A 12,056-nucleotide genomic window follows, 5' to 3' on the forward strand; every position below is an offset into this window, starting at 1 on the left:
CCTTTTCTAGCTTTGAATACACATATATTTCAGTTCGCAATATTCATCTAAACCTTGATGGCCACCTTCGCGGCCTAGCCCTGAAGCTTTTACACCACCAAAGGGCGCTGTTGCATTCGATATCAAACCAGTGTTCACACCAACAATACCTGCTTCAATTGCTTCACCTACTCTGCGGATACGGCCTAAATCTCGGGCGTAAAAATAAGCGGCCAAACCAAATTCCGAATCATTGGCGAAATCGATAGCCTCTTCTTCTTTATCAAAAGGAATTAATGGTGCCACAGGGCCAAAGGTTTCTTCGCGAGTGCAAAGCATTTTCTGATTACCTTCGGCAATAACCGTTGGCATAAACCAAGTTCCGCCAAGCTCGTGGCGCTTACCGCCACACACAATACGAGCACCATTTTTCAACGCATCAGCAATATGCGCCTCTACCTTCTCAATGGCCTCTGCACTAATAAGCGGACCAATTTGTACGCCTTCAGAAAAGCCATCACCTACTTTCAGAGCCTGCACTTTTTTTGCAAGCTTATCGGTAAATTCTTTATACACACCACGCTGCACATATACACGATTTGCGCACACACAGGTTTGCCCTGCATTACGAAACTTGCTATCGATTAAACCTTTTACCGCGGCATCTACATCAGCATCATCAAACACGATAAATGGCGCATTACCACCGAGCTCGAGTGATACCCGTTTTACTGAAGCGGCACATGCTTCCATGAGCATCGAGCCTACTTTCGTTGAACCGGTAAAACTGAGCTTGCGCACTAGCTCGCTACTGGTAAAGGTTTCACCAATAGTTTTGGCATCGCCGGTAACTACACTAAATACACCGGCAGGAACACCGGCTTCATGAGCTAGTGCTGCTAACGCCAATGCAGTAAGAGGGGTTTCTGAAGCAGGCTTTACCACAATGGTACAACCGACAGCCAGAGCTGGTGCTACTTTCCGGGTGATCATGGCCGCCGGAAAGTTCCACGGTGTAACCGCAGCACATACACCTACCGGTTCACGGGTAACTATAATTTGCTGGCCTTGTTGCGCGCCCGGTATAGTTTCACCGTAAGCCCGGCGTGCTTCTTCCGCGAACCATTCAATGTAACTGGCGGCATAGGCAATTTCACCCTCAGCTTCAGCTACCGGTTTACCTTGTTCCAGAGTCATTAACGCACCCAGGGCCTCTTGATTTTTCATTACCAGAGCATGCCAACGCTTCAATATCGCTGCTCGCTCGCCTGCGGTTTTTTTTCGCCATTCTGGTAATGCTTCTGCCGCAGCATGAATGGCTCGTTTGGTTTCAACCGCACCGAGTTTTGGCACGGTTGCAATTTCTTCACCGTTTGCGGGGTTAGTTACACGAATTGTTTCACCACTATCAGCTGAAACCCATTCACCACTAACAAAGCACTTTTGATAAATAAACGCTTTCGCTTTATTGCTAATGTTCATCTGTACTCCCGTTGCTAATTTCGGTAACGCATACATATACGCTCTGAATAATATCGTTACAATTATCATTCTAGCGCCAAACACGTTTTCAATCACACCCAGAAACTAAAACAGAAAAGCCCCTTGCGGGGCTTTTCTGTTTTTCGGTTTGTTCTTGATAAATCCTAGAATGGAATATCATCATCAAAATCGTTATCCAACGGCGCTGGTTGTGCTGGGCGTTGTTGGTTTTGGTTTTGATTTTGTGAACCCTGGTTTTGCTGGCCGCCTTGGTTTTGCGAACCGCCTTGCCCCTGGTTCTGAGAACCTTGCGCTGCGTAACCTTGGTTTGAGCCTTGGCCCGAACCTTGATTCGAACTTTGATTGTAGTTTTGTGATTGGCCACCGAAATCGCCACCACCGCCGGCTCCGCGGCTATCCAACATTTGCATTTCATTACACACGATTTCTGTGGTGTATTTATCTTGGCCATCTTGGCCCTGCCATTTACGCGTTTGCAAACGGCCTTCAATGTATACTTTCGAACCTTTTTTCAGATACTCGCCAGCAATTTCAGCTAAACGGCGATAGCACACAATGCGGTGCCATTCGGTGATTTCTTTTTGTTCACCGGTTTGCTTATCTTTCCATGATTCACTGGTAGCCACACTAAAGTTTGCAATAGCGGTGCTGTTTTGGGTGTAACGAACTTCCGGATCTTGGCCCAGATTACCCAAAATAATTACCTTATTAACCCCACGACTGGCCATAAATCTCTCCTGTTATTTTTTACTGAAAACGCGCCACGATTCCATTAATCGCGGTGGCATCATATTCATCTTTTTTAATTTTCAAATAGGTTGCGCCTTCATCAGGTATAACGATGGCTTCCTCAATTCCTGGCGCTTTGGTAAGCGCGTTGGTGAGTTCACGAGCCTCACTAGGCGTAAGCGTGCGAGTTACAAAATTGAGGCGCGTAGTAGCAGACACCTGTTGCAAACCAATACTAAACAGCAACCAACATACTAGCAGGGCAACACAAAAAAGCATAACGCCAAAAGCACCGGCAATTTGAAATAAGAAACCGCCCGCTACACCACCAACAAAGGCACCGAAAAACTGGCAGGTTGTATATAAACCGCTGGCACTGCCTTTACTTCCGGCAGGTGCATGCTGTGTAAGTAACGCAGGGAAACTTGCTTCGAGGTAGTTAAAACCAATGAAAAACACCCAAACCGACAACACTAAACCCCATAGTTGCCCTTCAAAAACAGCAATCGCTGACAATGAAACAATCAGCATGAGCATCGCAATGCGCATTCCCAGCACTTGTTTTTTCTTGCGCAGCAACACAATCATCATTGGTATCATTACCGCGAATGATAGGAGCAATGTAGGTAGATACAACCAACTGTGATGTTCTCCGGCTAGGCCAGCATCTACTAACTGCAACGGTAGGGTAACAAACCACGCAGTAAGCACGAGATGCAGCACGAAAACGCCAGAGTTCAAACGCTGCAATTGCATATTCTTTAGTAAGCGGCCAAGTTCTTTCGGTACTGGTAACACATCGCGGCTAGGCACTTGTTGGTAAGTTTCTGGCATACCGCGCCACATGAGCAGAATACCACCTACCGCTAAGGCGGCTGTTAGCCAAAATAGGCCCGACATACCAATCACGCCACCTAATAACGGTGCAATAATGAGCGCGAGCACGAAAGATAAACCAATGCCCATACCGATTACGGCCATTACTTTCGGCCGTTGTTCTTCACGGGCCGAATCGGCGGCCAAGGCTAGAACAGCCCCGGCAATAGCGCCAGCACCTTGTAATACCCGGCCTATAATTACGCCTTGCATGGTATCGGCGAGGGCAGCTACTACACTACCGATAGCAAAAATAGCTAAACCGGCAAGGATTACCGGCCTCCGGCCTATCCGATCAGAGAGCCAGCCCATTGGAATTTGCAAAAATGCCTGAGTTAAACCATAGGCACCAATGGCTATCCCTACTAGGAAAGGGCTGTAATCAGGGTAAGTTTGGCCATAAATAGCCAATACCGGCATGATCAAAAATAGCCCCAACATGCGTAACCCAAAAATTGAGGCTAATGCTGCTGCAGCTTTTTTCTCGGTACGATTCAATCCGTTTTGCTTCATTACAGGCGGTTTGTCCACTTCGTAAAATCTGGCCAAGTCTAACAGAATTAGATGTAAGACGTCAGTTAGAAATCGCGCTGATTTGTGCGATAATGCATGATTACACTTTGCTCGCAAGAAAGGATGTTATGGATAAAATTGAAGTTCGCGGTGCTCGCACCCATAATCTGAAAAACATCAACCTGGAAATTCCGCGAGATAAGCTGGTGGTTATCACCGGGCTGTCCGGCTCAGGAAAATCATCATTAGCGTTTGATACCTTGTATGCGGAAGGCCAACGCCGATATGTAGAATCGCTTTCTGCATATGCCCGCCAATTTTTAAGCCTGATGGAAAAGCCAGATGTTGATTCTATCGAAGGCCTTTCACCAGCAATTTCGATTGAGCAGAAATCAACATCGCATAACCCACGCTCTACTGTGGGTACTATTACTGAAATCTACGATTACCTGCGCCTTATGTTTGCGCGCATTGGCGAGCCTCGTTGCCCTGATCACAATGTAGCGCTTGCAGCCCAAACTGTATCGCAAATGGTTGACCAAGTTTTAGCGCTTCCCGAAGGCAGCAAAATTATGCTGTTAGCCCCAATTGTTCAGGGCCGCAAAGGCGAGCATCAAAAAACATTAGAAAACTTAGCCACCCAAGGCTATTTGCGAGCACGCGTTGATGGCAACGTTTGTGACCTCAGCGATCCTCCTAGTTTAGAGCTACACAAAAAGCACAATATTGAAGTGGTTATCGATCGGCTTAAAGTGCGCCCCGGTTTAGAACAACGCTTAGCTGAATCTTTTGAAACGGCACTCGATATGTCGGGCGGTACTGCCATAGTAGTGCCCATGGATGATGCGGATAAAACGCCACCGGTTATTTTTTCTGCTAACTTCGCCTGCCCACATTGCGGCTATAGCATGCAGGAACTTGAACCGCGCTTGTTCTCGTTTAACAACCCGGCTGGTGCTTGTGGTTCTTGCGATGGTTTGGGTGTTGAGCAATATTTTGATGCCGATAAGTTAGTGGGTAACCCCGAACTGAGCCTAACTGGCGGTGCTATTCGTGGCTGGGATAAGCGTAATTTCTACTATTATCAAATGCTGCGTTCATTAGCGAAGCAATTTGAATTTGATTTAAACGTGCCGTTTCAAGATTTATCTGAAGACATTCGCGAACTAGTTTTACAAGGTTCGGGTAGCACGGAAGTTAAGTTTAATTATGTAAACGATCGCGGCGATACCGTGGTTCGCAAGCACCCGTTTGAAGGCATCATTCCAAATCTGCAACGCCGTTATCGGGAAACTGATTCAGCAGCGGTACGTGACGATTTATCTAAGTATCTTACTACCAAACCCTGCCGCAGTTGTAAGGGCACTCGATTACGCCAAGAAGCGCGCAACGTGTTTGTGAACGATACTACTCTACCGGAAATTGTAGAGCTAGCCATTGGCGATGCCTTGCAGTTTTTCACAGATATCAAGCTCACCGGCCAGCGCGAAAAAATTGCTGAGAAGATATTAAAAGAGATTAATGATCGCTTACGCTTTCTAGTAAATGTTGGCTTAAATTACTTAAATCTATCTCGCAGCGCAGAAACCTTATCCGGTGGTGAGGCTCAGCGTATTCGTTTGGCCAGCCAAATTGGTGCGGGTTTAGTGGGCGTAATGTATGTGCTCGATGAGCCTTCTATCGGTTTACATCAGCGCGATAACGAACGTTTGCTTACTACCCTTTGCCATTTGCGCGATTTAGGTAATTCAGTGCTTGTAGTTGAGCATGATGAAGATGCTATTCGGGCTGCCGATTATGTAATTGATATTGGCCCCGGCGCAGGGGTTCATGGTGGCGAAATTGTGGCTCAAGGCACTTACGATGATATCGTTGCGAGTGAGGGCTCACTAACCGGTGATTACCTATCTGGCCGCAAGCGTATTGAAATTCCGAAGAAACGGAATAAGCCGGGTAAAGAATGGCTGGAACTGAAGGGCGCCCGCGGAAACAACTTAAAAAATGTTAATTTCAAACTCCCCATCGGTTTAATGACCTGTGTAACCGGCGTTTCTGGTTCTGGGAAATCAACCTTGGTGAACGACACCTTGTTCCCACTTGCGCATCGTGAACTCAACGGCGCCACTACAGGCACGATTGCCCCACACGATAGCGTGCATGGTTTAGAGCTCCTCGATAAAGTGGTGGATATTGATCAAAGCCCTATCGGCCGCACACCGCGCTCGAACCCGGCTACCTATACTGGAATTTTTACACCGATTCGCGAGTTGTTCGCTGGTGTGCCCGAATCACGTTCGCGTGGTTATAAGCTAGGCCGCTTTAGTTTCAACGTGAAAGGTGGCCGCTGTGAAGCCTGCCAAGGCGATGGCGTTATTAAAGTTGAAATGCATTTCTTACCTGATGTGTATGTGCCTTGTGATGTGTGTAAAGGTAAGCGCTATAATCGCGAAACCTTAGAAATCCAATACAAAGGTAAAACCATTGATGAAGTGTTGGCTCTCACAGTAGAAGATGCGCGCGAGTTCTTCGATGCGATACCTGCGATTTCACGCAAGCTACAAACGCTGATGGACGTTGGCCTTTCCTATATTCGTTTGGGGCAAGCGGCTACCACGCTATCAGGCGGTGAAGCACAACGGGTTAAATTGGCGCGAGAACTCAGTAAGCGCGATACCGGTAAAACGCTATACATTCTTGATGAGCCAACTACCGGCTTGCATTTCCATGATATTCAACAGTTACTCACTGTGTTACATCGGCTTCGGGATCACGGCAACACTATTGTGATCATTGAGCACAATTTAGATGTTATTAAAACAGCCGATTGGATTGTAGATCTCGGCCCCGAAGGCGGTAGCGGTGGTGGTGAAATTCTCACTACCGGTACACCAGAGCAAATTTGTGAATCAGAAATTTCGCACACAGCGCGCTTTTTGAAGCCTCTGTTAGCGAAATCGGAGTAATTTATGGAAGGTACCCCGCAGCAACCCAAAAACTGTGCAAGCTTGCTTGAGCAGTTGGTAGCGGAAGCACGCAAAGCATCACCTGGCGGGCAAGTAGCGGATTATATTCCGGCGCTTGCCCAAGTTGATGCTGAGCATGTGGGTATTGCTGTGGTAGAGCTTGATGGCACGGTGCACACGGCTGGTGATGCTAACATGCCATTCTCTATTCAAAGTATTTCTAAAATATTTGGCTTAGCACTTGCTATGGATCGCATGGACGACACCCTGTGGGAACGAGTGCGCATGGAGCCTTCAGGGCAAGCGTTTAACTCAATTGTGCAACTCGAGTGGGAACATGGCATTCCCCGTAATCCATTTATTAACGCGGGCGCTATTGTAGTGGCCGATGTGCTCACCAGCCGGTACTCATCTAGCAAAACTGCTTTCGTGCAATATGTGCGGCAGCTATGCGGCAACGAAACAATTCATGCTGATCACGACGTTTGGAATTCTGAAAAAGAGCATGGTAATCGAAATGCAGCACTAGCGTATTTGATGAAGAGCTTCGGTAACATTGATTCTAGTGTACCAGAAGTGCTTGATCACTATTTTTTCCAGTGCTCAATTGCCATGAGCTGCGTTGATTTGGCGCGTAGCTTAGGTTTTTTAGCAAATAAAGGAATTCAGCCTGGCACCGAGCAGCGGGTTTGCGATGCGCGATCTGCTCACCGTATTAATGCCCTGCTTTCCACTAGCGGCATGTACGATCAATCCGGTGAATTCGCCTTTACTGTTGGTTTGCCAGCTAAGAGTGGTGTAGGTGGAGGCATTATTGCGGTAGTGCCTGATTATGGCGTTATATGCGCGTGGAGCCCACCGCTAAATCGCTTTGGCAACCCAGCTCGTGCTGTTGAAATGATTACTCAATTTGCATTGCGCCTGGGGCTGTCTGTCTACCACTAGCATTTTGAGTTACCAGTGTTAATGAGTATCTTTTTAACTCAGCTAGAACTTCAGGTTCGTTGATCACATCATGGATTAAGGCCATCAGTTCAGATTTCGAAACAGCACTTGTTTGGCTCATAATTATTTGCGTTGTATAGGTACCATCTGGTTCTGGTGCAGGGTAAAGGCCATTTACCAACTGCGGCTGCTCAACTCTTAGCCAGTTAACAAACTCATCAGTGAGAATAGCAAACTGAATGCGTTGATTTCGCAACATGGTGAGCGCCGTTTGCTGAGAATCCGCCCGATACATCATAAAATCGCGCTCAGATTTACCAGCATCTACCTGATATTTTGTGAAGTTGTAATGATAACCAACAACCCCTCCAACCCTATCGTGTGGCAGCGGCTGCCAATATTCACTTTGTAGTGAGTATAAGCGATCAGAACCATAAATAATTGGCTGGGAGGCAACATAGTTCATTTGCGGTTTCCAACCCCACACTTCTGATTCAAAAAAGATAACATCACAACAGCCCTCTGGGCTAATTGCATCGTAGCGCTCTTGCGGGCGCACTTCGCGAATTAAAAACTCATAAGTATTTTGGCGTTGATTCAATACCGCAACGAGGTTGCCAAGAAAGTGCTTTGGCATGCGCGCGGAATAGTAAGGCGGGAATTCATAAGCAGCTACATAAATAGCAATAGGTTCACTTTTCTGCGTTTGAGCTACAAAAGCTTCGTTCGCAGCCACAGAACCAGATAAAAAAGCAAAACTGAAAATGCACAACCATTGTTTCATTTGCATCTTTGCGTTCCTGTTTGAGCTGCGAAAGCATTAGATTATGCTCTCGCAGCTACCTTTCACCTATTCGTTTATTGCCCTATTGAGTAATAGGTTGCGGCTCCAGGGCCAACTGGAAGCCCAAAAGCGAATACCCAGATATAGAATAAGATTATCCAACCTACTAAGAATATCATCGAGTATGGCAACATGATTGAGATCAAGGTACCAATACCGATATCTTTTTTATAGCGTGCTGCTACCGCTAAAATCAAGCCGAAATAACTCATCATCGGCGTAATGATATTAGTTACCGAATCACCAATACGGTAAGCCGCTTGAACTAGCTCTGGTGCAAACCCTATCAACATTAACATGGGTACAAATATCGGCGCCGTTATTGCCCACTGTGCCGATGCGGAACCTAGCATTAGGTTCACAAATGCACACATCAGGATAAAGAATACGAACACCAATGGCCCAGTTAAGTTAATAGTTTCAAGGAAAGCAGCACCATTGATCGCTAGGATAGTTCCGAAGTTAGTCCACCCAAAAAATGCCACAAATTGGGCTGCAAAGAATACCAAAACAATATACAAGCCCATGCTACTCATGGTTTTCGACATCGCTTCAATCACATCACGATCGTTTTGCATGCTTTTGGTAACATAGCCATACACGAAACCAGGTATCGCAAAAGTTACAAAGATAAATACCACAATACCATTTAAGAACGGCGAGCGAGCTACGCCACCCGTTTCTTGGTTACGTAATACACCCCACTCAGGAACAATGGTGATAGCGAGCAGAATAATCAACCCAAGGAAAGTTAAACCGGCAAAGGCTAAGCCGTGCTTTTCGGTGCGGCTTAGCTTTTCCATTTTTACCGAGCCATCATCGTCGTAATCCTCATCCATATCGCTTGGATTGTATTTGCCTAATTTAGGCTCAACAATTTTCTCGGTAACTATCGCACCGAGCGCCGCGATTAAGAATGTGCTTATGGCCATGAAGTAATAATTCATTTCCGGGCCAACAATATAATCTGGATCGATAAGCTGGGCAGCTTCAGTGGTGAAGCCAGCTAGTAAAGGATCAACTGTACCGATAAATAGGTTAGCACTATAACCGGCAGATACACCGGCAAATGCAGCTGCGAGGCCAGCTAACGGATGCCGGCCTAAAGAATGGAATATCATAGCGGCAAGTGGCACGAGAACCACATAGCCAAGTTCAGAGGCAGTATTTGAAATAACTCCGGCAAACACCACAACGATGGTAACCATGCGCGGAGAAGCACCCATTACCATGCCACGCATCATTGCCGATAACATGCCTGAACGCTCAGCCACACCCACACCTAATATAGCTACAAGTACTACACCCAACGGCGGGAAGTTGGTAAAGTTAGTTACTAAATTAGATACTATCCAACGCACACCCTCACCACTCATGAGGCTGTTCACGGTAATCATTACACCTTCATTACCAGGGCGCGGATCTGCAGCACTTACGCCAAAAAACGCAGCGATACCACTAGCTACTACAATGAATACAGCAAAGAGCGCAAATAACGTAATTGGGTGCGGCAGTAAGTTACCGAGCCATTCAACCGTATCTAGAAAACGAGTAAACCAACCACGTTGTTCGCCATTGTTCGGGCTATTCTGCTTGTTCTGATTATTTTGCGCAGCGGCCATGCCGTTCTCCTTTAATTCTTCGGTTCCACTTTTGGTGGATTATTATCTTCGTCAGGATCTTCTTTGCGTTCTTCTGTTGACTCTGATTCGCCCTGCACTGAAGTATTCTGCTCTGTTTTTTGTTGCTCTAGTTCTTGCTGCACTTGTTCTTGCGAAGCACTTTCTTGCAGCTCAGAATTTTTCGATTCTAGCGTTTTGGTTGTAGATTCATTCGAATCATTATCCGAAGCCATCATATTCGCTGGAATGCGCTTTGAGCGAAGGGCAGTATTGTACGGTAAACTCGCTCTGGCAACAAATGCTCCCTGCCGCCATACCCTTACCAACATGATGATGCCTGTTAATACAAACCAAAGGCTAAACAAGCCTGCAGCAATAATCAGTAAATTGTTAAAGTTTCGGTTCCCACTGTAATCCATAAAGTGCAGCCGATACATCCAATCAGCTATTTTCCAAGGATCGTTACGATGCCCAAGCACTGTGCCACTTGCCTGATCAATATAAACGCGAGTATTGAGATTATCGGCGAATTCAACTTCGAAGCCTGGCCCTGCCCATCCGGGAAAATCAGCACTGCGATGAATATCTTTTATGCCGTTAAACATACCGGAACCCGTATATGAGTTTACCGCCAATCGCTGAGCCATAATGGCCGAGGTTTGCCACCTGTGGCCTGTTTCGCCATCGAACCATGCAACGGCATTGCGATGAATATTCCGCGTACTAGGATGCGTTTCGTGCCCCAAATCCAATGAGGGTACATAATAGGCTTCAATATGAGGCCTATCATCAATAAGTTTTACTGAAACTGAACGCACATCACCAAGGCGTTCTAGCTGCATATCGGGCGTGATATAGCTCTCCATCACACTCAAAGGCTTTGCCGGTAACGTATGCATATATCGGCTTGCAGTGAGCGCCTCGCGGCCCTGCCAACTGAAATAGAAACCCGAAACTGTCCAAATAATGACTTGGATAAATAAAATCAATCCAGCTCTACGATGTAAACTGCTCAAAACAGAAATTGATAAGCTCTTTTGTAGCCAACTCTGTTGCGTGGAGTTTATATAGCCCTCAGAGCGAGCAAACGGGCTTAATCTCCCCATATGCGCCTCCATGGTCTAGAAAGTAACTTCTGGGTTAGCAAAGCGGTTCCGGACAACGCAATTAGAAGCGTCATAATTGAGAAAAACTTTATCCAAGGTGTGGTGATATCGGACCGGTTCTCATAATCCATGATGTGCATCATCCACATGAAATCGAATACCCGCCAAGCATTGTGCCGCTTAGTTAGAAGATCTCCGGTGTCTTTAGCCAAATAAAAGGTTGTTGCACGGCGATCAGAAAATTCCACTCGCCAGGCAGGTAAATGCGTTGGGCTAAGTTCAGAGGGGGCTTGGTCGGTGAGTAATTCAACTGATTTTATTTCTGATCGCGAATCACCGTTTGGTGCATTGTAAGAGCGTATTGCTAGTTCACGAATATCATCTTCGCTAATGGAAATATCGGTAAAATCACTAGGATTAACTAGCCGCTTACCGGCACTCTCGCTTACTACAAAAATATGTTGGTACGCACCATTAATATATCGATTCACTAAGCGAGCTTCAGTTACTTGCGGAAGCGTTCGAGATAGCTCAGGAATTTTATCTAAAAGTTCGAAATTAGAAATTCGCTGATCGGCCTGCCGAACTAAATGATCACCATGAATATAGGGCAATTGTAAAACAACCATAAAGGCACCGGAAATGCTCCAGATTATTAACTGGATACCGAACAGCAACGTTAACCACCGATGAATTTTACGATTTTTTAGTGCTTTAAAGCGCATATTAGATTTGTTTTTTTAATGGTATGCGGAGGGCTCTTTTTACCACGAAGGCGATGTAAATGGTAGTGCAGCCGTGTTATGCGGATATTTGTTAAGCTAATCGCTAGCTGCAACCTGTAAAGGTTACTTAGCGCTGCATAGAGAGAATGTAAAAAACGCATACAAGGTTTAGGCAATAAAAAAGGCGCCCTAAGGCGCCTTCTTGTCGAAGTGTTATCTAAAATTAATCAAGAATCTTAGATACAACACCA

Annotated in this window: 9 protein-coding genes; 2 read left to right on the forward strand and 7 right to left on the reverse strand. The window is 46.1% G+C overall.

Annotation, left to right across the window (positions count from 1 at the left end):
- Positions 1-6 precede the first annotated feature (6 nt).
- From A28LD_RS09650 to A28LD_RS09660, 3 genes are all read right to left on the reverse strand, one after another.
- Positions 7-1,461: an NAD-dependent succinate-semialdehyde dehydrogenase gene (locus A28LD_RS09650; protein ID WP_040487215.1), complete on the reverse strand. Its 1,455-nt coding sequence runs from the start codon at positions 1,459-1,461 to the stop codon at positions 7-9.
- A gap of 164 nt (positions 1,462-1,625) precedes the next feature.
- Entirely contained in the window at positions 1,626-2,210 is a 585-nt protein-coding gene (gene ssb / locus A28LD_RS09655) for a single-stranded DNA-binding protein (protein ID WP_007420900.1), read from the reverse strand.
- A 19-nt stretch (positions 2,211-2,229) separates the two neighbouring features.
- Positions 2,230-3,600 (reverse strand): MFS transporter, encoded by a 1,371-nt coding sequence (locus A28LD_RS09660; protein ID WP_007420901.1) that lies wholly within the window; start codon positions 3,598-3,600, stop codon positions 2,230-2,232.
- Between the two features lie 128 nt (positions 3,601-3,728).
- Here A28LD_RS09660 and uvrA point away from each other — a divergent pair, with 128 nt between their 5' ends.
- Entirely contained in the window at positions 3,729-6,563 is a 2,835-nt protein-coding gene (gene uvrA / locus A28LD_RS09665) for an excinuclease ABC subunit UvrA (RefSeq protein ID WP_007420902.1), read from the forward strand.
- A gap of 3 nt (positions 6,564-6,566) precedes the next feature.
- Complete coding sequence (locus tag A28LD_RS09670) at positions 6,567-7,508, forward strand: glutaminase (RefSeq protein ID WP_007420903.1); 942 nt, start codon at positions 6,567-6,569, stop codon at positions 7,506-7,508.
- On the opposite strand, the gene A28LD_RS09675 is transcribed toward A28LD_RS09670, so the two are convergent.
- The 4 genes from A28LD_RS09675 to A28LD_RS09690 all read right to left on the reverse strand — a co-directional run bounded on the left by A28LD_RS09675 (position 7,465) and on the right by A28LD_RS09690 (position 11,709).
- Positions 7,465-8,298: a hypothetical protein gene (locus A28LD_RS09675; protein ID WP_007420904.1), complete on the reverse strand. Its 834-nt coding sequence runs from the start codon at positions 8,296-8,298 to the stop codon at positions 7,465-7,467. The two genes, A28LD_RS09670 and A28LD_RS09675, sit on opposite strands and share 44 nt — an antisense overlap.
- 68 nt (positions 8,299-8,366) lie before the next feature.
- Positions 8,367-9,974: an AbgT family transporter gene (locus A28LD_RS09680; RefSeq protein ID WP_007420905.1), complete on the reverse strand. Its 1,608-nt coding sequence runs from the start codon at positions 9,972-9,974 to the stop codon at positions 8,367-8,369.
- Between the two features lie 11 nt (positions 9,975-9,985).
- Positions 9,986-11,080: a PepSY-associated TM helix domain-containing protein gene (locus tag A28LD_RS12025; RefSeq protein ID WP_007420906.1), complete on the reverse strand. Its 1,095-nt coding sequence runs from the start codon at positions 11,078-11,080 to the stop codon at positions 9,986-9,988.
- On the reverse strand, positions 11,068-11,709 hold the full coding sequence (locus A28LD_RS09690) for a hypothetical protein (RefSeq protein ID WP_158091792.1): 642 nt from the start codon (positions 11,707-11,709) through the stop codon (positions 11,068-11,070). The genes A28LD_RS12025 and A28LD_RS09690 overlap by 13 nt, the downstream gene beginning before the upstream one ends.
- Between the last annotated feature and the right edge of the window lie 347 nt (positions 11,710-12,056).

Source organism: Idiomarina sp. A28L, from assembly GCF_000218785.1.
Taxonomy (GTDB): domain Bacteria; phylum Pseudomonadota; class Gammaproteobacteria; order Enterobacterales; family Alteromonadaceae; genus Aliidiomarina.

Excerpts from the sequence above, each read along its gene's own strand:
- A28LD_RS09650 (WP_040487215.1), bottom strand. The coding sequence starts at position 1,461 with ATGAACATTAGCAATAAAGCGAAAGCGTTTATTTATCAAAAGTGCTTT.
- ssb (WP_007420900.1), bottom strand. The coding sequence starts at position 2,210 with ATGGCCAGTCGTGGGGTTAATAAGGTAATTATTTTGGGTAATCTGGGC.
- A28LD_RS09660 (WP_007420901.1), bottom strand. The coding sequence starts at position 3,600 with ATGAAGCAAAACGGATTGAATCGTACCGAGAAAAAAGCTGCAGCAGCA.
- uvrA (WP_007420902.1), top strand. The coding sequence starts at position 3,729 with ATGGATAAAATTGAAGTTCGCGGTGCTCGCACCCATAATCTGAAAAAC.
- A28LD_RS09670 (WP_007420903.1), top strand. The coding sequence starts at position 6,567 with ATGGAAGGTACCCCGCAGCAACCCAAAAACTGTGCAAGCTTGCTTGAG.
- A28LD_RS09675 (WP_007420904.1), bottom strand. The coding sequence starts at position 8,298 with ATGCAAATGAAACAATGGTTGTGCATTTTCAGTTTTGCTTTTTTATCT.
- A28LD_RS09680 (WP_007420905.1), bottom strand. The coding sequence starts at position 9,974 with ATGGCCGCTGCGCAAAATAATCAGAACAAGCAGAATAGCCCGAACAAT.
- A28LD_RS12025 (WP_007420906.1), bottom strand. The coding sequence starts at position 11,080 with ATGGGGAGATTAAGCCCGTTTGCTCGCTCTGAGGGCTATATAAACTCC.
- A28LD_RS09690 (WP_158091792.1), bottom strand. The coding sequence starts at position 11,709 with ATGGTTGTTTTACAATTGCCCTATATTCATGGTGATCATTTAGTTCGG.